The following is a 22,092-nucleotide window of genomic DNA, read 5'->3' on the forward strand; positions in this document are numbered from 1 at the left end:
TTGGTTTTGAAGTGATGCGGGAAAATCAAGAAGTCAATCGGTATCGAAAATGTCGGCAATCAAAATCGCGGCACGTCTGGCCATTGCGTTCGCCGCGGTCGGCGTTTTATCACAGGCAGCCTTTTCGCAAGACGCTTTCAAGGACTTCAAGCAGCTTGGCGGCACGCCTAAAATGCCGAAACTTAATGCTTTCACCGCTCCTACCGCCCCGAATGCCCCCGCAAGCACCGCCCGCGATATCGCCATGGAAGCGAAGCTGACGAGTGAAGGCGAAGCGGTGAAGGAAGGCCTTTCCTGGCGCGTCTTCAGCCCCATTCCGGGCGCTGACGGCAAATTGCCGATGCTGGCAAGCTCCGAGGGTGGTTCGGCGCAGTTCCATCTGGTACCCGGCGAATATTTCGTCAACGTTGCCTTCGGGCGCGCGGGTGTTACCAAGAAACTCAATGTTCCAAGTTCCGGTAATGTCCAGAAACAGGTGCTGATTCTCGATGCTGGCGGTTTCGTTCTGAATGCGATCGCGGGTTCCGACAAACAGATCTCCGCTAACCAGCTCAAATTTTCCGTCTATTCCTCCGACGCGCGTCCGGATGGCGAGCGCGGCCTTGTCATGGCCGACATCAAGCCCAATACCGTCGTGCGCCTCAATGCCGGCACCTATCATGTCGTTTCCGAATACGGCAACGTCAATGCGGTGGTGCGCGCCGATATTCAGGTGGAGGCAGGCAAGCTGACCGAAGCAACCCTGCAGCATCAGGCGGCACAGATCACGCTCAAGCTCGTCTCCGAACAGGGCGGCGAAGCCATTGCCGATACGGCCTGGTCGGTGCTGAACGGCGGCGGCGACGTTGTGAACGAAAGCGTCAGCGCGTTTTCGACCATGGTTCTGGCGGAAGGCGAATATACCGCCATGGCCCGCAACAAGGACAAGGTCTACCAGCGCAACTTCAAGGTCACGTCAGGCCGGGACGCCGATGTGGAAGTGCTGATGAAGGATCAGGCGCCGGAAGACATGACAGGCGATTTCGAATAGGCCTCACTACCCTCAGCCAGTAACGAAAACGGCCCCCGAAGGGGCCGTTGTTTTTTGTCACGCAACCTGCTTCTTCGCCGCAAGCTTGCGCTTCACATCCGGCGGCGTCGCCTCTTCCACGAGGCTTGTAATCGCATCTTCGAGCGACATCGGCGTCTGGTTCTGCGAACCGAGACGGCGGATGTTGACAGTGCGCTCTTCCGCTTCCTTGCGTCCGCAGACGATGATGACCGGAACCTTGGTCACCGAGTGCTCGCGGACCTTGTAGTTGATCTTCTCGTTGCGGAAGTCGGTTTCGACAGCCATGCCCGCCTCGCGCAGTGCTTCGGCAACCTCGCGGCCATAATCGTCCGCATCCGAGGTGATCGTCGCGACCACGACCTGAAGCGGCGCGAACCACAAGGGCATATGACCGGCAAAGTTCTCGATCAGGATACCAAGGAAGCGCTCCATCGAGCCGCAGATGGCGCGATGGATCATCACCGGCTGCGTCTTTTCAGAGTTCTGGTCGATATAGAAGGCGCCGAAACGTTCCGGCAGGTTGAAGTCCACCTGAGTCGTGCCGCACTGCCATTCACGACCGATAGCATCCTTCAGCGTATATTCGAACTTTGGCCCGTAGAAAGCGCCCTCGCCCGGCAGAATGCCGGTCTTGATGCGGCCGCCGGACTGTTCCTCGATGGTCTTCAGAACCTCCATCATGACGCTTTCAGCGCGGTCCCAGAGATCGTCGGAACCGACACGCTTTTCCGGACGGGTCGAAAGCTTGACGACGATCTCGCTGAAACCGAAATCCTCATAGACCGAGAGGATCAGGTCGTTGATGCGCAGGCATTCCGCCGCCATCTGCTCTTCCGTGCAGAAGACATGCGCATCATCCTGCGTGAAGCCGCGAACGCGCATCAGGCCATGCAGTGCACCTGAAGCCTCGTAGCGATGGACATTGCCAAATTCAGCAAGGCGAACGGGCATTTCGCGATAAGACTTCAAGCCATGCTTAAAGATCTGCACGTGGCCGGGGCAGTTCATCGGCTTCAAGGCAAAGACGCGCTGGTCCGCATCCTCGTCATCGGGATGGGTAAAGGCATGGGCGGATTTCACCGCGAACATGTTTTCCTGATACCAGCCCCAGTGACCGGAGGTTTCCCACAACGACTTGTCCAGCACCTGCGGCGCGTTGACTTCCTGATAGGTATTGGCGAGCCGACGGCGCATATAGGCCGTCAACGTCTGGAACATGCGCCAGCCTTTGCCGTGCCAGAAGACCACACCCGGACCCTCTTCCTGGAAATGGAACAGGTCCATTTCCCGGCCGAGGCGACGGTGGTCGCGCTTTTCGGCTTCGGCCAGAACGTGCAGGTAATTGTCCAGCTCTTCCTGGGTCGCCCAGGCGGTGCCGTAGATGCGCGACAGCATCGCATTGTTGCTGTCGCCACGCCAATAGGCACCGGCCACCTTCATCAGCTTGAAGGCCGTACCGACCTGACCCGTGGACGCCATATGCGGGCCGCGGCAAAGATCGAACCAATCGCCCTGATAATAGATCTTCAGGTCCTGACCTTCGGGAATGGCATCGACCAGCTCGACCTTGTAGTTTTCACCCTTTGCGGCAAAGACTTCCTTGGCCCTCTCGCGCGACCAGACTTCGCGGGTAAACGGCTTGTTGCGCTGAATGATCTCCTTCATCCGCTTTTCGATCTTCGGCAGATCTTCCGGCGTGAAAGGTTCGTTCTTGGCAAAGTCGTAATAGAAGCCATTCTCGATGACAGGGCCGATCGTCACCTGCGTGCCGGGCCACAACTCCTGCACGGCCTCGGCCATGACGTGGGCGGCATCGTGGCGGATGAGTTCCAGCGCGCGGCTGTCCTCACGCGTGACGATTTCTATCTTGCCATCGGTGATTGCCTCGGACAAATCGCGCACGGTGCCATCAAGCGCAATGGCGACAGCCTTCTTCGCAAGCGATTTGGAGATGGATTCGGCGACCTCGCGGCCGGTCGTGCCGGCGGGATAGCTGCGTACGGAACCATCGGGAAATGTAAGGGAAACGGTTTGTGACATCGTCGAATGCTCCTGATCCAGTCCCGCCAACGAATGCGGGTGGTGTTGGAATAAAAAGAACGCCCTCTTTCGCAGATGGGCAGGCAGGCTGATAAAGAATTTTGCCGTTCCAGTCAAAGGTGAACGGCGGCTCAGCGAAGCATTTCGGCAATTCCATTGACGGTATTGGCGTTGCGGGTCGTGCCGATGCCGAGCTTCTTCGTGGTCAGCGCAGAGAGAAGCCGGCTTTCGCTTGGCTTTCCGCAAAAGTCGATCCATAGGTCACCGCCGACAATGGCAATCTTTTCCTTCTGGCGGTACTTCTCGAAGAGTCCGAGATAATCCCCGGCAAGCGGCTCGCGCATCACCCTTATGCAGACATCCGGTGGATTGCCATCCGGAAACGGGTTCTTGGCAGTCAGGGCCAGCCAATCGGGCGCTGAGCGAACGAGAATATCGACATGTTTGCCGAACCGTTTTTCAAAGGCGCGCTCCAGCGCCTCCTCGATTTCGCAAACAGGCGCCTCCGGTGCACGGAAGACCAGATTTCCGGTCGCAACCAGCGTCCTGCATTCCTCAAAGCCCAGCTCCTGCGCCATTTCACGCAGATCGGCCATGATGAGCCGCTTGCCCGCGCCGAGCACGATGCTGTGCAGAAGAGCGACATAGGTCATCGATGCAGCATCCAGTATCGCCAGGGCGTCCACCAGTGCTTGTCAGCGGCCAGCGTTTCCGGCACGGGGTCCAGCCCGCTGGTGCCGCCTGGACCGCAACGCGCGACGCGAAACAGTGTCATCCACCCGCCCGGCCAAAGTCCGTGGCGGGCGATCGCCTCATAGCCATATTCGGAACAGGTGGGAATGTGGCGGCAGGAATTGCCGACGAAACCCGACAAAGTCAGCTGATAGAGCCGGATGAAGCCAACGCCGAAAAGACGGCCGGGGGTCTTCGCAAAGGCTCCGCCCCAGTTGCGGGATCGCCCGACCTTCTCCCCCGTCTTCTGATGTCCGCAGTCCGGTTCACCGCACATCGCCTAACCCGCAGCGTTCAGAACCGGCCGGGCTTCGATCTGGTCGAGAGCATCGACCACCGCTTCGAAGGTCAGCATGGTCGAGGCGTGGCGTGCCTTGAAATCCCGGACGGGTGAAAGCACCCGCATATCCTCGAAACGGCCTGTCGGCCCCTCGCCGCCCTGCTTCAGCATGGCGAGCATGTCTTCCCGCGCCTGCCTAATATCACCGCTGGAAGCGCCGACGACATGATGCGCCATGATCGAGGCGGATGCTTGGCCGAGGGCGCACGCGCGAACCTCGTGTGAAAAAGCCGTGACGATGCCGCCTTCGACCTTGAGATAAACCTTGAGTTTGGAGCCGCACAGCCGCGAATGTTTTTCAGCGCTGGCATCGGCATCATCAAGCACGCCGGTCAGCGGAATATTTCCGGCAAATTCCAGAATTCGGTTGTTGTAGATATCGTCCATCATCAGGTATCCGGCGTTCAAGAATGCCCAAAAACGGGACAGGTCATTTTTTTCAAACACAGCGTTTGTCGCAGTGGAGCTTTCCTGCCCTTCATTCCCATTATATGCTAACGAGCTTTCTGGACATCAAGCCGATATGAAATTAACGGCTCCGATACCGAAATATCAGCATCGGCCTTGCCAAAATGCTGTAAAACAACCAGATAGCAGCAACGGTGGACGAAGTCCCCGCTACGAAAAACAAAGTTCAGGTGCGGCCTTGACCCGCATCGGGAGAGACGGAATGGATGCGATCGTGAAGAATTTCCCCGGCGCTGGCGCAAAACCCGATGTGGCAGAGGCTCGCCCAAGCCAGACGGAAGCGGAAGAAGCAGTGCGCGTTCTTCTGCGCTGGGCAGGAGAAAATCCCGCCCGCGAAGGACTTCTGGACACGCCGAAGCGCGTTGCCAAGGCCTATCGCGAACTGTTCGCCGGTTATGAGCTGAACGTCCAGGACGTTCTCGGCACGACCTTCGAGGAAGTTGGCGGTTATGACGATGTAGTGCTGGTGCGCGACATCCCCTTCTTCTCCCATTGCGAACACCACATGGTTCCGATCGTCGGCAAGGCGCATGTCGCCTATCTTCCGGCTGGGCGCGTGCTCGGCCTGTCGAAGATCGCCCGCGTCGTCGAAATCTTTGGCCGCCGCCTGCAGACGCAGGAAAACATGACCGCGCAGATCGCAAGATCCATCGAAGAAACTTTGAAGCCGCGCGGTGTGGCCGTCATGATCGACGCCGAACATATGTGCATGTCCATGCGCGGCGTAAACAAGCAGGGGTCCACGACCCTCACCACCAGCTTCACCGGCACCTTCAAGAACGACCCGGCAGAGCAGGTGCGCTTCATGACCATGGTGCGGAACCGCTAACGGTTCCGCTTTTTCCCCGGGGTAGCAATGTCCATTTCGTTTCCGTCCGCGCCTGCGGACAAGGAAGTGCTTGAAAATTCAGGTCTCTTCTCACCGAAATTCGATGCCCACGGCCTTGTCACCGCCGTGGTCACCGATGCGCGTGATGGTGAATTGCTGATGGTCGCCCATATGAATGCGCAAGCCCTGTCGCTGACGCTGGAAACGGGCATCGCCCACTATTACAGCCGCTCGCGCGACAAGATCTGGAAAAAGGGCGAAACCTCGGGCAACCTGCAGACGGTGAAGGAATTCCGCACCGATTGCGATCAGGACGCCGTATGGCTGAAGGTCTCCGTCGCCGGCCATGACGCGACCTGCCATACCGGCCGCCGCTCCTGCTTCTACCGCACGGTCGAGTTGGCCGATGGCAATGCCATGACCAGAATCACCGACGATACCCGCCATTTCGACCCGGCGACTACCTATTCTGGCACGTGAACGGCCACCTTCCATCCGCCGCACCAATTTGCTACCAATAATTCAGGATTCGGGGAGGAATAGACCGGGTCCTGGGAGCAGGCAGGGAGTGTACGGTCATGTTGGGCTGGGGAAGCAATCGTCACAATGCTCTTGCGGCTGGCAACACCGAAACAATCGTCAACGAGATCGTTGATACTCGCCGGATTGCGCTTGCGCTCGGCGGTGGTGCTGCGCGCGGCTGGGCCCATATCGGCGTCCTGAGGGCACTAGACGAGGCCGGGGTGAAGATCGGCATGATTGCCGGAACCTCGATCGGCGCGCTGGTCGGCGGTTGTTATCTCGCCGGAAAGCTCGATGAGCTGGAGGAATTTGCCCGTTCGCTGACGATGCGGCGCATTGCCGGCCTGCTCGATCTGACGATCGGCGGCGGCGGTCTCTTCGGCGGCATGCGGCTGACCAAGCGCATGCAGGAGCATCTCGAAGGCTTGCGCGTCGAAAACCTCGAGCATCCTTTCATCGCCGTCGCCACGGAATTGCGCACCGGCCATGAGGTCTGGATTCACCAGGGCGACCTGGTCACCGCGCTTCGCTCATCCTATGCGTTGCCGGGCATTTTCGAGCCCGTGCAATGCAACGGCCGCACCCTGATCGACGGTGCTCTCGTCAACCCCGTGCCGGTTTCGGTCTGCAGGGCCTATGAGCAGGCGCTCGTCGTCGCCGTCAATCTCAATTACGATCTGTTCGGCCGCTCTGCCGTGGTCAAACATTCCTCTTCGCCCCCGAATGGCGCAACACCTTCCCTGGAAGGTCCGCCGCGCCCCGGCCTGCCGGGCGTCATGGTGCAGGCCTTCAATATCATTCAGGACCGGATTTCGCGCTCGCGCCTGGCGGGCGACCCGCCCGACCTCATGCTGCATCCCCGTATCAACGATATCGGCCTGTCGGAATTCCATCGCGCCAGCGAAGCCATCGACAGGGGATACGAGGAAACACGCGCCCGCGTTCCCGAGCTGGAGCGCATGCAGCAGGCGTTCCGACGCTAACGTACACCACAAATAGTCGTGCTGAGCATTCCAGCTTGCGGTAGCAGCGGCCTCCTACGCCGTCATTCCTGCGCGTACCACAGGAATGACGGAGTCGTTTCGAAATGACTATTGCGGACGCGCCGGAAACGAAACCTCATCCGGCGATATAGGCCTTGATATGTTCGGCTTCCGCCTCGATCTCGCCGATCCGCGCCTTTACCACGTCACCGATGGAGATGATGCCGGCCAAACGACCGTCGTCCTCAACCGGAATGTGGCGGAACCGCCCTCCGGTCATGATTTCCATCAACTCGTCGGTGGTGGAATTGTGATGACAGCGGATGACGTTCTTGGTCATGGCCACCGAAACGGATTGCATAAGGGAGGCAGCGCCCTCGCCTGCCACGACCTTCACCAGATCGCGTTCCGTGAAAATACCGAGAACGACGCCGTCGGCATCGGTCACGACGAGTGCACCGATCTTGTGCGCATTCAGCGTTGCTGCCGCCTCGCCGATGCTTACGCTCGGTCCCACAGTCACGACATTCCGGCCCTTGCGGTCGAGAAGATCTTTTACGAATGTTGCCATGCCTTCCTCCTCCTGTCAGCAATCTGCAACGCGGCAAAGTCTCTCCGCGGTTGCAAATCATGGAACATGGTGCGCTGAGGCCTATGCGAATGCAATCCCGGATGGGACCTGCACAAGCAAATTTGCGCCACGACCGACAAGGAGCGTGATCGCCCTAGAGCGGGTGTTCCACACTCTCACTGGAAAGGTTTCCGCGGATCGGGCGATCGAACAGGCCGAAGAACAGAAAGCCGAGCAGAAAGCCGAAGACATGCGCATCCCAGGCGACTTCACCGCCGACATCGCCAAACAGCGGCACGCCGACAGCAATCAGGACATTGCCGAAAAGCCACATCAGCGTGAAGATCAGCACGGTCCTGTTCGAAAGCGCCGCGACAATGCTCTGCCTCGGCATCAGATGGCCGAAAGAGGCGCTGTAGCCGCCGCGTGACGGGAAAGCGAAACGGCATGCGGCTCCCATCAGCGCCGAAACGACACCGGATGCTCCGATCAGAACCGTCACATCGCCCCAGTTCAGCGCCGCGTGGCCAAAGGCCGAAACGGCGGCGGATATGCACCATAACAGTACGAAGCGAAGCGTTCCGATCCGGCGCAGAACCGGCGCGCCAAAGGCCATCAACCACAATCCGTTAAAAAGAATATGCTCGATGCCGCCGTGCAGAAAAGAATATGTCACCGGCGTCCAGAGCCATTCCAGCCCCTGCTGGGATAATGGCACCGCGTAACGCAGCGGAATGAAGCCGAAGGTGAAGATGAACCAGCCGTTGCCATCCTCCGACAGAAGATAGGCCGGAACCACAAAGGCCAAGAGCAGCGCCGCCAATATGCCGACCAGAAGCGGCGGCAGGTTGAAGACGGGATTATGTGCGTCCTCTTTCAGTTCCTGACTTTCCGAAACCGGCGGCTGTTCGCCGTCGCCGTTGGACATGATTCCATCCCTGTTTTTGTGGAAATTTGCGTCTCCCGAGCAATATAGGAAGCCCGGGTGAAAAAAAAGCCGTCCTGCCTTTCGGGCCACGACGCAAAAACCGCAATCGGTTCAAGCGCCTGTACCCAGGGGCAGTCCGGCCTGCACGCCCGCCGTAAAATTACGGGCGAAAGCATCAATTGTGCTGACTGGGAGCATGTCCCCGACATGGCCGCAGCGATGCCACGGCCTTGGTCGCCGCGCAATCTCAACCATTTGTTAACCTTAACAAAATCGGTTGGCATGAAATTCGCTACACCACAAGTAACAGACGTTCGGATGGACATGATGTCCCAAAAACGAACATGGAGAACGATGCTATGAAGAGCATGGCCGGACTGGAGATATATGCCTATTGGGACGCCCTGCGCGGCAATAAACCGGCGCCCCGCCGAGAAGACTTCGATCCCGCAAAGCTGAAACATCATCTCGGCGACCTCTTCATCCTCGCGGACAAGGGAGAAAGAACGCCATTCTTCCGCCTTGCAGGCACACACCTGTGCGACCTGTTTGGCCGGGAATTGCGGGACAGCCCGTTCTCGGATCTGTGGCCGGCGGCAAGTGCCACCTTCCCCTGCCGTGTCGCACGCGGCATCCTGCAACATCAATTGCCCGTGGTGTTCGATATCGAAGCGGAGGACGACCATGGCGCGGCGCCGCTTGCTTTCGAAATGCTGCTGTTGCCGCTAAGTTCGGATAATGACGCCGCCCCGAGGTTGCTCGGAGCGCTGCTGCCGGAGCGGCCCCGTCACGAATTCGCAGCACCGATCAGTTGCCTCGTCATGAAAAGCAGCCGCCTGCTACGCATGGATATCGCGCCGACAACGTATTCTACGAATGCGCGAACCGCTGTCATGCCGCATGCGGTAACCCGCTGACTGCCGTGTCCCACCCCGCATGGTGAGGGTGGATCGCGTATGATCGCGCCGGAATTTCGCACGAAATACGTCAAAGCTGTAACGATTTTGACGATTGGAAAAATTGTAAGGGTTAAACAATACAGTCTGTTAACCCGGGCGGCGTAGAGATTTCCCATCATCATTGGTTACAATTGCGCTGTCCATGTTCTCATCACGTTCGGTCAACACTGCCCAAACCCTGCGTCCGGTTGAAGAGGTTCACTTCGACGATCCCGTCCGTGTGTCCTTCACCGGCCGCCTCATGTTGCCCGATCACCAGGAATATGATTGCACCGCAACCGAGATGACCGCCGAAAGAGCGCTGTTCGCCTGCTCGGGCATTGCGCGCAACGGTGATCGCGTCATCGCCTATCTCCAGCATATCGGCCGCATCGAAGGAACGGTTACGGCGCTTACCGCGTCGGGCTTCGTCATTGCCATCAATGCGCCCGAACGCAAGCGGGAAAAGCTGGCCGCCCAGCTCGCATGGATCGCCAAGCGCCAGCTGCTCGGCCTGCCCGAAGACCGCCGCCACGACCGCCTGACACCACGCAACACCCGGGCACATCTGATGCTGGAAGACGGCGTGCTTCTCGCCTGCCGGCTGATCGACCTTTCCTTGTCGGGCGCAGCCATCGAGATCGAAAACCGGCCTCCACTCGGCACCAGGGTCCAGCTTGGGAAGAACATGAGCGGCAAGATCGTACGCCACTTCATGGAAGGCGTTGCGGTCGAATTCGACCGGGTCCAGTCGCCCGACGCCCTGATCGAATTTCTCTAGATCATTTTCCAGTAATACCGTGGAGCGGTATGTCCGTGCAGCAAGTGCGGCATTCGCCAGATCTTGTCACGGCTATCGCTTTCCGGTGCTCGGGCCCTGAGCCGGAATACAGGCAGCCCAGGTCTCTGGGCTGAAAGAGCTTTTCCCGCCACACAGACGCACATCGATCCGATTCCGGCTCAAGGCCGGAATGATGGGAGCAGAGTGCTTTCGTCTACAAAAATGCCGCTCGTGCATTTGCGCCGACAGTTTTAAATGCTGCTTTCCCGCATTGTGGATTCCGTTGAAACCGACTGATGTACTATCCGGTCAGAGTGCCCGGCGCGCTCCATTTCGCGTTAGTTCTCGCGCACAACAGCACTGGAAAATCCCGCTCCAGGCATTTCTTCCAAGAAAAAAACAGTTTTCTTGAAGTTTTTTTCGCTGCCTTTTTGCCCTGTCCCGACTTGAAACACCAATCCCAAAACGGGAAATCCGCGTCTTCGGTACGCTCCGCGGCCTGACTACCCAGCATCGCAAAAATATCTCTGTGGCGAAAATCGCTTTCAATACAGCCACCTAAATGGCTACCAAAAACCTAAGGTCGAGATGCGTAAAATTGTAATAAAATTTGCTTCAAACACGCGTAAAAACTAACTCGAATACAGTTCAAAACAACCGCTAATTTGCTGAAATATAAGCTCAAATTGACACGCGCATCTTTCCGCGGGGTCAAAATATACATGCGAGTGTCTCCTCAACACGGGGAGACAAGCAATGAACAAAAACAACCGTTTCGGTTTCTTTCTGATCGCATTCATCGTCAGCGCCATCGCCCATCAGGCCAGCGCTTCGCCATCCGCCGCCATGCGCGTGATCGGCAAGGCCAACCCGCCGATCGGCCACTACGAGTTCTGCCAGACCTATCAGAGCGAATGCCAGCCGACATCGGTGGATAACGGCCCGATGAAACTGACCGAAGAGCGCTGGAAGACGATGCTCGACGTCAACTATACCGCCAACACCACGATCACGCCGATGACCGACATGGAAATCTACGGTGTCGAAGAGCGTTGGGCCTACCCCACCACGGTCGGCGATTGCGAAGACTTCGTGCTTCTGAAGCGCAAGATGCTGATGAACAAGGGCTTCTCCGCCAACAACCTGCTGATCACGGTTGTTCTGCAGCCGAATGGCGAAGGCCATGCAGTTCTGACCGTTCGCACCGATCGCGGTGATTTCGTCCTCGACAACATGCGCAACAAGGTCATGAACTGGTCGGAGACCGAATATACCTACCTGAAGCGTCAGGACACCGCCAATCCCGGACGCTGGGTGAAAATACAGGATGGCCGCGCCACCACTGCGGTTGGCGGCATCAACTGAAGCCAGCCAAACCCACGCAAATACCGTCTCCCCAAATGAAAAAGCCGGCTCCGCAAGGAAGCCGGCTTTTTCATTTCAATCACATCCATTGACGATCAGAGCAGGCCTAGCTCGGCCAGTTCCCGCTTGAGGTCGGAGGGCATCTCCTCGCCGCCGAAATCACCGCCGCCGAGATCGCGTGGGGCCTCGTTGTCCTTGAGGTAGCGCCAGCCCTGAAACGGCCGCTTCGGCGCAGGCGACGTCTCGATCACCTCGGGGCCGAGAATGAGGTCGCAGCGGGTAATGCCGTCGTCGCCCTTGAAGGAACGTATGTCGAGAAGTTTCTGCCGTGCCTGCACCTGGCCCTTGATGACCCAATAGAGCGAACCGCCTTCCAGCAATTCTTCAAGCCGTTTCGGGATCATCCGCGTGGTATGGACGCTGTGCGGCTCAAGGCCAGCGGCGATCGCAGTCAGCGAGCGATGCGCGACCCAGTCTCTCAAATCCTGGAGTGAATCCGCGCCGACGCAAAGTTTTATAAGATGTAGAGGCATATGCTTATCAATGCCTTTTTGCGGCGGGCGTCAAGCATATGGGCCATGCCTGACGCCCTGCCCGCTCAGCATTCCACAACGTTGACGGCAAGACCGCCGGTGGAAGTTTCCTTGTACTTGTCGCTCATGTCGTTGCCGGTCTGGCGCATGGTTTCGATACAGGCATCGAGCGGCACGAAATGCTGGCCGTCGCCCTTCAGCGCCAGGGACGCCGCCGTCACAGCTTTCACCGCACCCAGCGCATTACGCTCTATGCATGGCACCTGCACCAGACCGGCGATTGGGTCGCAGGTCATGCCGAGGTGATGCTCGAGCGCGATTTCGGCGGCATTCTCCACCTGTTCCGGCGAACCGCCCATGACGGCGGCAAGGCCTGCGGCCGCCATGGCGGCAGCGGACCCAACCTCGCCCTGACAGCCGACCTCGGCACCTGAAATAGATGCATTATGCTTGATGATGCCGCCGATGGCGGCCGCCGTCAGCAGGAAATCGCGAACATCATCAACGGTCGCATCCTCGTGGAAATGCCGGAAATACCGGACCGTGGCCGGAACGACGCCCGCAGCACCGTTGGTCGGCGCTGTCACCACGCGCCCGCCCGCAGCATTTTCCTCGTTCACGGCCATGGCATAGACGCTCAGCCAGTCATTCGCCATGACAGGATTGAGCCGGTTGCTGCGCCATTCCTCATTCAGCTTCTCGTAGATGGAGCGGGCGCGGCGGCGCACCTTCAGGCCACCCGGCATGATGCCGTCCACCTTCAGCCCACGCTCGATACAGCCGTTCATCGCCTCCCAGATCTGGTCGAGGCGCTCGTTCAGCTCGTCGCGGGAGATTACCGTTTCTTCGTTTGCGCGCTTCATCTGGGCGATGGTGCGGCCGGAGCGGCCCGCCATCTCAAGCATTTCCCGCGCCGTGGCGAAAGGATAAGGCACGCGCGGACCATTATCGATGGTCTTGCCGCGCTGCTTGATCGCTTCCAGTTCCGTATCGGTCACGACGAAACCGCCACCGACGGAATAATAGATGCGCTTGAGAAGCAGCCTGCCCTGATTGTCGAAAGCGGAAAAGGTCATGCCGTTGGCATGGCCGGGCAGCGGGTTCTTCTTGTCGAAGACCAGATCCTCGGCTGGGTTGAACTCATAGGAGGGGTGGCCGGGTGGCGACACGGTGCCGGCCTTTTCAACCTTTTCGATGATCGGGTCCATGGCGTCGGGGTCGACGAGATCCGGCCGCTCGCCCGTCAGGCCGAGAATGACCGCACGGCCGGTGCCGTGGCCAATGCCGGTAAAGGCAAGCGAACCGTGCAGGCTGACCTTCAGGCGCGATACGGAAGCACCCGCCGGACGCGGCCATTCATCACCGAGGATCAGCGCAAGAAAGCGGTTCGCCGCCGTCATCGGCCCCATCGTATGCGAGCTGGAAGGACCGATACCGATCTTGAAGACGTCGAAGACCGAAAGAAACATGAGGCTTACCTTGAATAAGAATGGATTCCACCGCCATCATATCCAAAGCCGCGACGGATCGCCACAAAAGAGCGGCACCGGCTTTTGCAGCTGCGACATGCGGGCCGCAGAAACGAAAACAGCACGGTTTCCAGAGGAAACCGCGCCGTTTCAAAACCCGTCATTCATGAGAAGTGCTTATGGGCTGCCAAAAATGTACGTCAATGCGAGAAATGCGGCAAAGCCTGCAAGCGCGCGCAAGGTGACGGCCCAACAGGATTTCTGAGCGGTTTCTTCCATGATTACTCCAGCTATTCACTCTCCGGGCGATCTTCAAGACCGGGCCCGTTGGGGGAAGCATTTATTAAAATCCGGCGCAGAACGCAAATGCAAAAAGCGGCTAAATGAAGGCGTTTTTGACGGGCTGCCATTCGCCACTTGCATAGGTGTGTGAAAAAACAAGGCGTTAGATCTGAGCTTTCGGGTTACCCCTTTTCGCCGTTCGCCTCAATTTGAACCAAAGTGTAACCGGTTTATGAAGGTTTCGCACAAACACCTGTTGAAGCCAGCGGCAATCGGCATTCGAGGGTTGAATTTCCGTGTCCGGACTGTTGTGCCTTGAAAGCCTTTCGGCTCTGCCTTATCGACAGAAGCCGGCAACGGGATTCGTCATTACATGCAGCAGGCATCATCTTTTCCGGACCGCGAGACGGTCGCATCGAAACTTGCCTCGCTTGCAAGCGAGGACAAGGCGTGGGTGCTGCTTTTGATGGAAAACGTGTTGCAGGATGAAAACCTGCTGGCCGGCCTCAATCTCTATCTCGATCAACAGGCCAATGCCCGCTTCCTCAACAGCCTGAAACTGGAGACATCAGGCGAATGGCTGGGCTGTAACGCCCCTGCCCGGCTGCAGATACGCATCACGGAAGCGGCCAAGGCCAGCCAGCATCCTGCCTATCTGGCCTTCCGCAAGGGACTGACGGCATCGGCAGGCCTCGAAAAAGCCTACCCCAAGGCACCGATCTGACTTAGTCAGGCACCCTGTCGACGACAGCGATAATCGGCCCCATGGGAAACAGGGAATCGCGTCTTTTCATCGCGGGAATGTCGACACTGGAAATCGTCCCGTCGAGATAAAGCGCGTTTGGCGCATCCAGTACATCCCTGAACAACGTCGCGAAGTCGTAAAAACGCACGGTGTTTTCCGAAATCGCGAAATGCACCATGCCGTCGCGCGACACGCCGACGCCGTTGCGGCGTTTCAGGCTGTCGCTATCGGGCAGAAATCGCGGATGCAGCTTTCCATCGATCACCAGCATCGGGCCGGACTGGGTGGCAAAATCCGGCTTCAAGCCGGCAGAGACATAGGCCTGCGTTTCCAGAACGCCCGCCATTGCACCCTTCAGATAAAACACGCCATTCGGCAGAAGATGGAAATTGCCCCACCCGCCGCCGGTAATAATCGGCGAACGTTCGACGCCGTTTTCGACAAAGAGGCCAACGGGAGAATAGTCGGAATGATACATGCCGCCATTCATGGCGAAGACGCTGAACATGTGCTGCCGCCACAGGGCGGAGGATAGATTGGAGAAGGAGCGATATCCCTCACCCGAGACATGATCTCGGTCGTAAATCCGGATCATGCTTTTCGCCGGATCGAAACTGCAGACAATGTAACGTCCGCCAGCATGCTCCAAGGTTTTGCAGAAATCCGCCTGTCCGCCCGCCTCAGCCGAAAACGGCAAAAGCAATGGCAGGAGCAAGCCAATCAGTGTTTTCATCGGTCTTTTCATCGACGCCCGTTCATGCCCTCTCGCCCCGTCTTAATACGGCGCGATTCTTACACATGAACTGTGACGGTGAAATCAGGTCAAAGAAAAGGCGTCCCCTTCATTCAGGGAGACGCCAGACCTTGGAGGGGAGAGACTTAGCGACGCGCGGCGCGGTCTACGTTACGTCCTGCGTCCTGCGTGGCGTCTACTGCATTTGCCGTATCCCGGCCAACGCCGCGAATGGTATTACCGCAGGAACTCAAGGTCACGACGGTCAACAAAGCCACGAAAACGGTCGAAAGAATACGTGTGATCATTTGAAATAACTCCCCTATGACTTGCCGTCCAAAGGCAAGCGCCGATGTGATATGCGTCACAATAACGTGAGCATTGGAAATCGGTTCCACCGGCGTTTGAAAAAATCCCGTCGGTGAAAATTAACATGGTTTTGAACTTCGCGAGGGAAACTCGGGCGCAGGGATCATGATCGGGAAAATCGTGTGGGTGACATGACTGAGATAAACAATCGGCTACTGGTGATGACGGCGGGCGGGCTGAACCCCAATGTCATGATTAATGCGCTGGCCGCCCGGTTTCCGGATATCCATGTCATCGTGGAGCAGGCGGAGAGCAAATCGGCCATTCTGAAGAGACGGGCGCGGCGGCTCGGCTGGATGACGGCCGCAGGCCAGATGGCGACGATGATCGCCTCCCGACTCGGCAAGCGCTTCACTGTTCGGCGCACCAATGAGATCATTGCCGAACATGGCCTCTCTGCCGATCTCGGCCAGGCCGTTCCCGTTACACACGTTGCCTCCCTGAACGACGAAGAGTGCCACAAGGCCGTCAACACCTTGCAACCGGCAGCGATCTTCACCATTTCCTGCCGCCTTCTGACACCGGCAACCCTTCAAGCCCTGCGTTGCCCGGTCATCAATTTCCACGCCGGCATAAATCCCGCCTATCGCGGCCAGATGGGCGGTTATTGGGCGCTGGTGGAAAAGGACCGGGGTAATTTCGGCGCAACCGTGCATCTGGTCGACAAGGGCGTGGATACCGGCGCAACCCTTTACGAAAAGCGGCTGAAGCCCTCGCCTTCCGATACCATTGCCACCTACCCCCTGCTTCTGACCGCCGCCTCTGTAGATATTGCGGTCAGCGCTATCGAGGACGCCCTTTCCGGCAGCCTTGCGCCGCAACCGCCCTTGCCTGGCAAATCGGTGCTGCGGTTTCCGCCGGCGATCTGGACATGGCTGTGGAACGGCCTAACCAAACGTGTGTGGTGAGAACAACCAGCCATTGCCGCCAGCCGAACGCATGAAATCAAGCTTCGTCGCAGATGCAGGGCTGTCTTGCCGCAACAGGCAAAGACGTGGGCAAAAAACCGGTGCATGATAAGGAAAAGGACCAAATTCAAATTGCACGATATCTCGACCTCTCCCGCCATTGCCGCCTCCATTGAAGCCTCACCCGCACAGGTGCTCGGCCCGGCAAGTCTTGCCGGTCTCTTTCCACAGGGCGTGCGTGTCTATCTGACCGACACCGGACAGGCCTCGCAGGACAGGCTGGTCGACGCTGCAAAACATCTTCGCGATCTCGGCTACACACCAGTGCCGCATCTCGCGGCACGGCGCATATCGTCTCGCGTGCAATTCGAGGAGCAGGTGAAGCGGCTGGCAGGCGAAGCGGGTGTGTCGGATGTGCTGGTAGTAGGCGGTGGCGTCGCCACGCCGGCTGGTCCCTTCGCATCCAGCATGGATATGCTGTCGACCGGCATCTTCGATCACTGCGGGATAAATCAGATTGCAATCGCCGGCCATCCCGAAGGCAGCCCCGATTTCAGCGAAGAGATGGCGACGGCCGCCTTGAAGTTGAAGTATGATTTTGCCGAAAGAAGCGATGCGGCAATGCGCATCGTCACCCAGTTCGGCTTCGACCCCGCGCGCTTCATTGCCTGGGCGGAAGGACTTGCCGCCTCCGGCATCGACTTGCCGGTGCATATCGGCGTCTCCGGCCCGGCCAGGATCACGACGCTGCTGAAATATGCAGCACTCTGCGGCGTCGGCAATTCCATCGCCTATCTGAAAAAGAACGCACTCTCCCTGACGACGCTGGCCAAGGGCCATTCACCGGAAAGCGTGGTCGGCCCTATCGAACGGCACTGGCAGGCAAATCCGGCAGGCCCGATCCGGCAAATCCACGTTTTCCCCTTTGGTGGGCTACAGAATTCGGCAGACTGGCTGGTCGGTCGTGGAAGCTGGCAAACCGGCGATGCGGACTTTTCCGCAAAGCGGGACACGGTAGCGATCTAAGCCCACCTTTGCCTATGGCGCGACGGACGCTCGCCGTCGCGCACTCCCGTTATAAAGATCTACCTCAGGCCGCCTTGGCGACCTCGACAAAGGCATTGCGGATGCTTTCCGCGACCGCAAGGATGGGGCGCGAGGGTCTTTCGCCCGTGATCAGGCGAATATCGAAATAACCAAGTTCCGGCAGGCCTTCCTTGTCGCTGAGAATGACCATGTCGTTCTGCACATAGGAGCGCGGCAGGGGCGCGATGGCGAGATCGGCGGCAATTGCTGCGCGCTGCGCCATGGTATGGCCGCTGAGATAGGCCACGCGGAAATTGCGCCCGCGCTTTTCAAGCGAGTTGATTGCCTCCGAACGCCAGATGCAACCTTCTTCCCAGATCGATATGGGCAGCGGATCGCGCAGATAGGCCGTGCCGCATTTCGCCCCTGCCCAGACGAGACGTTCGCGCATCAGCACCTCGCCCGTATCCCGCAGCGGATGCGACGCACAGTTGACCAGTGCCAGATCCAGCCGCCGTTCATCCATGCGCTTGTAGAGATTGGAACTGGAATCGATCGTGACATCGATCATGATGCCGGGGAAAACCTCGGCAAAACGCTTGAGGATACCCGGGAGCAAACCGCGCTCGCCAATATCTTCCGGCGCACCGAGCCGGACGACGCCAGACAGTTCAGGCATGACGAAACGCGACACGGCCTCGTTGGACAGCGCGATCATGCGGCGCGCATAGGTAAGAAGCGTTTCGCCATGCGCCGTCAAAGTCACCGAGCGGGCATCGCGCAGGAACAACGTCGTCTTCAGCTGTTCCTCCAGCTTCTTTATCTGCATGGAAACGGCGGACGGCGTTCTGAACACCACCTCTGCGGCGGTGGAGAAGTTCCCGGTCTCGGCAATCGCGACGAAGGTTCTCAGAATGTCGTTATCCAGCAGCGGCAACGGTTGGCGGAAAGTTACGGTCATGGCACGAACCTTCAAATATTTTGATTTATAGATGGATATCATTTCGTTTGATTGAATGTCAACACGGGCGCACCATCCGGGACATCGAATGACAGGGCAACTAATGCCTTGTCGGAATGAAGCGCTGGCCCATCACGGAAAGACAGAAAGTCCGGCAGGCGGCGAGCGCAGGTCATTCCTAAAATTGATGAATGACATAAAATTCATTCTCTTGTTTGATGAGATATGTAAGCGCATACCGAAGTCGTAAACAGGATCGTGGTTCACGAAAGGATCAAGACATGGCCATGATACATTATCACCCCGCAGCGAACCGTTCGTCGCAACGCCACTCGACCGGTAGCTGGCTCCAGCGCCTGTCAGGCCAGATTTCCGATCTCCATGCGTCATGGAAGCGCGCAAGAATGCTCCGCGCGCTGGAAGCTTTGCCGCCTGAAACATTGAAGGACATTGGATGGCCGACAACCGACAGCAACCGCATCAGGGTCATCCGCAAATGATGCGCAACCCCATGGCTCGCAACCGTCTCAGGACTTGCGAGCCATCCGCCAATCCCGAAACGCCGCGGCAGAGGCGTAAAATGACCTGCCTGTTTTACATGCGACATGACGCCCTTTAAAAAGGCTTGTCGCAAATTTTGCATATTTCAAAAGCTATTTTTTGACAGCCCGGATTCCACGGCGTATTTTTCGTTAAAGATGTCGGAAACAGGACATCCAGAAGACCGATTCCAAGGGAGGAATTGCGTATTCGCAACGGAGCACGGGCAAATGAGCAGGAACTCCCAGAAGAAACGCTCAATCGTCTTTTTTCTCATTCCGCAATTTACCATGCTGCCGTTCGCCGCAGCGGTTGAAACGCTTCGCATCGCCAATCGCATGCTGGGGTATCAGGCTTACGAATGGCGCCTCGCCTCGCTCGACGGCCAGAAGGTCATGTCATCAAGCGGCATCTGTCTTGAGGTCGACACCTGTCTTGCCGATGAGCGCCGATATGTCAGCGGCGAAAACCGCGTTGAAATGGCGATCATCTGTTCGGGCATCGATGTCGACCAGCACATCAACAAATCCGTCAATGCCTGGCTGCGTGAAGCCTATAATCGCGGCATCGCCATCGGCAGCCTCTGTACCGCCGCGCATATCCTCGCGCAGGCCGGTCTCTTGAACGGCAAACGCTGTGCGATCCACTGGGAGAACCTGCCTGGTTTTTCCGAAGCCTTCCCGCAGGTCGAAGTCTATGCAGATCTCTTCGAGGTCGACAGCAACATCTACACCTGCGCCGGCGGCACCGCGTCGCTCGATATGATGCTGAGCCTGATCGGTCAGGATTTCGGCGAAAATCTCGTCAACCGCGTCTGCGAGCAGCAATTGACGGACCGGGTGCGCAGCCCCAACGACCGCCAGCGCCTGCCACTGCGTGCGCGCCTCGGCGTTCAGAATAGCAAGGTCCTGTCGATCATCGAATTGATGGAGGGCAATCTGTCCGAGCCGCTGTCGCTGCTCGACATCGCCGATGCGGCCGATCTGTCGCGCCGACAGGTGGAGCGTCTGTTCCGGCAGGAAATGGGCCGCTCACCCGCCCGCTACTATCTTGAAATCCGCCTGGACCGCGCCCGCCACCTGCTGGTGCAATCGGCCATGCCGGTGGTCGAGGTTGCCGTTGCCTGCGGTTTCGTCTCCGCTTCGCATTTCTCCAAGTGTTATCGCGAAATCTACAATCGCACGCCGCAACAGGAACGGGCGGAACGCAAGCTGCTGATCAGCGCCTCGCGGATGGCAACCGCGAGCCAGGGCAAAGCCGCGCACTGACGCGGCTTTGAACCTCTAGCACGAAAAAGCCCTCGCCTCAGGGATGAAAGCCTCTCCTCCGTCATGCCGGACTAGATCCGGCATCCAGCCACGGCGCGTCTGCGCAGTGAAAGGTATTGCCTGCGATCAAGTCCGGGGTGACGGAGTGGACACCAACTCAAGGTCACGCAAACGGCCGCACCGCGTGGGCCAGATCCTCTGCCGTCATACCTGCACCCGCCCTGCTGCCCGCCTCGCCATGCAGCCAGACACCGGCAGCGGCGGCCTCAAAGGCCGGCGTTCCCTGCGCAAGCAATGCGCCGATGATCCCGGCCAGCACATCGCCTGACCCCGCCGTCGCAAGGCTCGACGGCGCATTGGTATTGACCAGCGCGCGGCCGTTCGGCGCGGCGATGACCGTATCCGCACCCTTGTAGACCAGCACTGCGCCGATGCGCGCCGATGCGGTCTGCGCCTTCTCGATCTTGCTCAGTGACATGTCAGTGGCGAGATCGGGAAACAGCCGAGCAAACTCGCCCTCATGCGGCGTCAACACGAATTTCCCCGCGCCTGAAATCATCCGGTCGAACAGGGTTTCCGGGCAGTCCTTGAAAGCGGTGATCGCATCGGCATCCAGCACCACCACCTTGTCCCCGAGCAGGGACACGAATTGCCGCGCCTTTTCGAGATCGCCGAAACCGGGACCGAGGACGAAAGCGCCGTGGCGTTTGTCGTCCAGCCAGTGGCGCAGATCGTCCGCATCATCCAGACCGGTGCTCATCACCGCCGTCAACGTCACCGAAAGCACGTCGAGCGCCTGCTTCGGCGCGGCGATGGTGACGATGCCCGCCCCCGCCTTCAGCGCCGCAATTGCCGTCATGCGGCTTGCTCCCGTCGCGTGTGGCGGTCCGGAAAAGACGGTCAGATGCCCACGGCGGAATTTATGCGTTTCCATTTCGGAGCGGGGCAAGGTGTCGCGCCAGACAAGTGGATCGTTTTCCGCAACCGATCCCGCATGAGCGGCGAGAATGCGGCAGGGTATGCCGATATCGAACACCTCAAGCGTCCCGCACAGTTCCCGCCCCGGCATCAATAGATGGCCGGGTTTTCGCGCCATGAAGGTTACGGTCCGCTCCGCCTTGAACGATGCACCCAGAGGCACGCCCCTCCTGCCGCAAAGACCAGACGGCAGATCGACGGCGAGAATCGGCACGGCCGCCTGCGTCACCGCATCGATCACGCGCCGAAGCTCCGACGGAATCTCGCGGGACAATCCGGCACCGAACACCGCGTCAATCAACACGTCACCCGCCATGGGCACATAGTCGCCAAGCGGCAGGGCTGTGACGCCGCTGCCCTCGAAAGCCGTGCGGGCATCGCCTTTCATTGCCGTGACGTGGCCAAGATGATGAACCGCAACTGTCGCCCCGCTTTGCACAAGCGAGCGTGCGGCAACGTAACCATCACCGCCATTATTGCCGCCTCCGCAGAGCACGACGAAACGCAGCGCGTCCGGATAGTGGCGAAGGGCCGAAGCAGCGACCGCCTGCCCTGCCCGCTCCATAAGATCGTATAGGGGAATGCCGGATTGGCTTGAGGCCGCATCGATGCGGGCCATCACAGCAGGGTCGATAAGAGAGAGATTCAATAGGGATTTCATGACGCGATCATCCCTTCAAAACGCCGGAAAGGCAATCGATACAAAAATAAGCAAATGGCTGCGGCGAAATA

26 protein-coding genes are annotated in these 22,092 nt (G+C 58.6%); 14 read left to right on the forward strand and 12 right to left on the reverse strand.

What is annotated here, in order from left to right; translation table 11 throughout:
• Positions 1-49 precede the first annotated feature (49 nt).
• Positions 50-1,030, forward strand: coding sequence for a hypothetical protein (locus tag CRO62_RS26195; protein WP_097102845.1), 981 nt, complete (start codon positions 50-52; stop codon positions 1,028-1,030).
• A gap of 57 nt (positions 1,031-1,087) precedes the next feature.
• Here the strand turns inward: CRO62_RS26195 and thrS are convergent, their stop codons facing one another.
• The 4 genes from thrS to CRO62_RS26215 form a co-directional block, all read right to left on the reverse strand.
• Entirely contained in the window at positions 1,088-3,091 is a 2,004-nt protein-coding gene (thrS, locus tag CRO62_RS26200; protein ID WP_097102847.1) for a threonine--tRNA ligase, read from the reverse strand.
• A 131-nt stretch (positions 3,092-3,222) separates the two neighbouring features.
• On the reverse strand, positions 3,223-3,744 hold the full coding sequence (locus CRO62_RS26205) for a DUF1697 domain-containing protein (RefSeq protein WP_097102849.1): 522 nt from the start codon (positions 3,742-3,744) through the stop codon (positions 3,223-3,225).
• Positions 3,741-4,100, reverse strand: coding sequence for a membrane protein insertion efficiency factor YidD (gene yidD, locus CRO62_RS26210; RefSeq protein ID WP_097102851.1), 360 nt, complete (start codon positions 4,098-4,100; stop codon positions 3,741-3,743). The genes CRO62_RS26205 and yidD overlap by 4 nt, the downstream gene beginning before the upstream one ends.
• A 3-nt stretch (positions 4,101-4,103) precedes the next feature.
• Complete coding sequence (locus CRO62_RS26215; RefSeq protein ID WP_097103352.1) at positions 4,104-4,550, reverse strand: iron-sulfur cluster assembly scaffold protein; 447 nt, start codon at positions 4,548-4,550, stop codon at positions 4,104-4,106.
• Between the two features lie 283 nt (positions 4,551-4,833).
• On the opposite strand from CRO62_RS26215, the gene folE reads away from it, so the two are divergent.
• The 3 genes from folE to CRO62_RS26230 all read left to right on the forward strand — a co-directional run bounded on the left by folE (position 4,834) and on the right by CRO62_RS26230 (position 6,965).
• Entirely contained in the window at positions 4,834-5,460 is a 627-nt protein-coding gene (folE, locus tag CRO62_RS26220) for a GTP cyclohydrolase I FolE (RefSeq protein WP_003515674.1), read from the forward strand.
• Positions 5,461-5,487: 27 nt separating this feature from the next.
• Entirely contained in the window at positions 5,488-5,940 is a 453-nt protein-coding gene (gene hisI / locus CRO62_RS26225; RefSeq protein ID WP_097102853.1) for a phosphoribosyl-AMP cyclohydrolase, read from the forward strand.
• 98 nt (positions 5,941-6,038) lie between these two features.
• The gene (locus CRO62_RS26230; RefSeq protein ID WP_097102854.1) at positions 6,039-6,965 is read left to right on the forward strand and encodes a patatin-like phospholipase family protein; all 927 of its coding nucleotides are present in this window, start codon (positions 6,039-6,041) and stop codon (positions 6,963-6,965) included.
• A 136-nt stretch (positions 6,966-7,101) separates the two neighbouring features.
• On the opposite strand, the gene CRO62_RS26235 is transcribed toward CRO62_RS26230, so the two are convergent.
• Positions 7,102-7,536: a CBS domain-containing protein gene (locus CRO62_RS26235; protein ID WP_097102856.1), complete on the reverse strand. Its 435-nt coding sequence runs from the start codon at positions 7,534-7,536 to the stop codon at positions 7,102-7,104.
• Positions 7,537-7,690: 154 nt separating this feature from the next.
• Positions 7,691-8,464, reverse strand: a complete 774-nt coding sequence (locus CRO62_RS26240; protein WP_097102858.1) for a rhomboid family intramembrane serine protease — start codon at positions 8,462-8,464, stop codon at positions 7,691-7,693.
• A gap of 57 nt (positions 8,465-8,521) precedes the next feature.
• Between CRO62_RS26240 and CRO62_RS27100 the strand changes: the two genes are divergently transcribed.
• The 4 genes from CRO62_RS27100 to CRO62_RS26260 all read left to right on the forward strand — a co-directional run bounded on the left by CRO62_RS27100 (position 8,522) and on the right by CRO62_RS26260 (position 11,548).
• Positions 8,522-8,827 (forward strand): hypothetical protein, encoded by a 306-nt coding sequence (locus CRO62_RS27100; protein ID WP_143539413.1) that lies wholly within the window; start codon positions 8,522-8,524, stop codon positions 8,825-8,827.
• The gene (locus CRO62_RS26245) at positions 8,824-9,381 is read left to right on the forward strand and encodes a PAS domain-containing protein (protein ID WP_097102860.1); all 558 of its coding nucleotides are present in this window, start codon (positions 8,824-8,826) and stop codon (positions 9,379-9,381) included. The genes CRO62_RS27100 and CRO62_RS26245 overlap by 4 nt, the downstream gene beginning before the upstream one ends.
• Positions 9,382-9,565: 184 nt before the next feature.
• On the forward strand, positions 9,566-10,183 hold the full coding sequence (locus tag CRO62_RS26250; protein ID WP_097102862.1) for a PilZ domain-containing protein: 618 nt from the start codon (positions 9,566-9,568) through the stop codon (positions 10,181-10,183).
• A gap of 756 nt (positions 10,184-10,939) precedes the next feature.
• Complete coding sequence (locus tag CRO62_RS26260) at positions 10,940-11,548, forward strand: transglutaminase-like cysteine peptidase (RefSeq protein WP_097102866.1); 609 nt, start codon at positions 10,940-10,942, stop codon at positions 11,546-11,548.
• 95 nt (positions 11,549-11,643) lie between these two features.
• On the opposite strand, the gene CRO62_RS26265 is transcribed toward CRO62_RS26260, so the two are convergent.
• Positions 11,644-12,081 (reverse strand): DUF1489 family protein, encoded by a 438-nt coding sequence (locus tag CRO62_RS26265; protein WP_003515697.1) that lies wholly within the window; start codon positions 12,079-12,081, stop codon positions 11,644-11,646.
• A gap of 65 nt (positions 12,082-12,146) precedes the next feature.
• Positions 12,147-13,550, reverse strand: coding sequence for an L-serine ammonia-lyase (locus CRO62_RS26270; protein ID WP_013636313.1), 1,404 nt, complete (start codon positions 13,548-13,550; stop codon positions 12,147-12,149).
• Between CRO62_RS26270 and CRO62_RS27320 the strand changes: the two genes are divergently transcribed.
• Positions 13,549-13,815, forward strand: coding sequence for a hypothetical protein (locus CRO62_RS27320; protein WP_025593682.1), 267 nt, complete (start codon positions 13,549-13,551; stop codon positions 13,813-13,815). The two genes, CRO62_RS26270 and CRO62_RS27320, sit on opposite strands and share 2 nt — an antisense overlap.
• Positions 13,816-14,205: 390 nt before the next feature.
• The gene (locus CRO62_RS26280) at positions 14,206-14,556 is read left to right on the forward strand and encodes a hypothetical protein (RefSeq protein ID WP_003515702.1); all 351 of its coding nucleotides are present in this window, start codon (positions 14,206-14,208) and stop codon (positions 14,554-14,556) included.
• Position 14,557: 1 nt separating this feature from the next.
• On the opposite strand, the gene CRO62_RS26285 is transcribed toward CRO62_RS26280, so the two are convergent.
• Positions 14,558-15,310 (reverse strand): phosphodiester glycosidase family protein, encoded by a 753-nt coding sequence (locus CRO62_RS26285; RefSeq protein ID WP_179784082.1) that lies wholly within the window; start codon positions 15,308-15,310, stop codon positions 14,558-14,560.
• A 146-nt stretch (positions 15,311-15,456) separates the two neighbouring features.
• Positions 15,457-15,618 carry an entericidin A/B family lipoprotein gene (locus CRO62_RS26290; protein ID WP_097102870.1) on the reverse strand — a complete coding sequence of 54 codons (162 nt, stop codon included), beginning with the start codon at positions 15,616-15,618 and terminating at the stop codon, positions 15,457-15,459.
• A gap of 192 nt (positions 15,619-15,810) precedes the next feature.
• On the opposite strand from CRO62_RS26290, the gene CRO62_RS26295 reads away from it, so the two are divergent.
• Positions 15,811-16,587, forward strand: coding sequence for a formyl transferase (locus tag CRO62_RS26295; RefSeq protein WP_097102872.1), 777 nt, complete (start codon positions 15,811-15,813; stop codon positions 16,585-16,587).
• 105 nt (positions 16,588-16,692) lie between these two features.
• The gene (locus CRO62_RS26300) at positions 16,693-17,613 is read left to right on the forward strand and encodes a methylenetetrahydrofolate reductase (protein ID WP_097102874.1); all 921 of its coding nucleotides are present in this window, start codon (positions 16,693-16,695) and stop codon (positions 17,611-17,613) included.
• A 64-nt stretch (positions 17,614-17,677) separates the two neighbouring features.
• Here the strand turns inward: CRO62_RS26300 and CRO62_RS26305 are convergent, their stop codons facing one another.
• Positions 17,678-18,616, reverse strand: a complete 939-nt coding sequence (locus CRO62_RS26305; protein WP_003515711.1) for a LysR family transcriptional regulator — start codon at positions 18,614-18,616, stop codon at positions 17,678-17,680.
• A gap of 239 nt (positions 18,617-18,855) precedes the next feature.
• Here CRO62_RS26305 and CRO62_RS26310 point away from each other — a divergent pair, with 239 nt between their 5' ends.
• Positions 18,856-19,074, forward strand: coding sequence for a hypothetical protein (locus CRO62_RS26310; RefSeq protein WP_097102876.1), 219 nt, complete (start codon positions 18,856-18,858; stop codon positions 19,072-19,074).
• Positions 19,075-19,344: 270 nt separating this feature from the next.
• On the forward strand, positions 19,345-20,382 hold the full coding sequence (locus CRO62_RS26315; RefSeq protein WP_003515714.1) for a GlxA family transcriptional regulator: 1,038 nt from the start codon (positions 19,345-19,347) through the stop codon (positions 20,380-20,382).
• 163 nt (positions 20,383-20,545) lie between these two features.
• Here CRO62_RS26315 and CRO62_RS26320 read toward each other — a convergent pair whose 3' ends face one another.
• A complete protein-coding gene (locus CRO62_RS26320) occupies positions 20,546-22,021 on the reverse strand; it encodes an NAD(P)H-hydrate dehydratase (RefSeq protein ID WP_097102878.1) in 1,476 nt (491 codons plus the stop codon).
• Positions 22,022-22,092 lie beyond the last annotated feature (71 nt).

It is taken from the genome of Rhizobium sp. AN6A, assembly GCF_900215635.1.
GTDB lineage: Bacteria > Pseudomonadota > Alphaproteobacteria > Rhizobiales > Rhizobiaceae > Agrobacterium > Agrobacterium tumefaciens.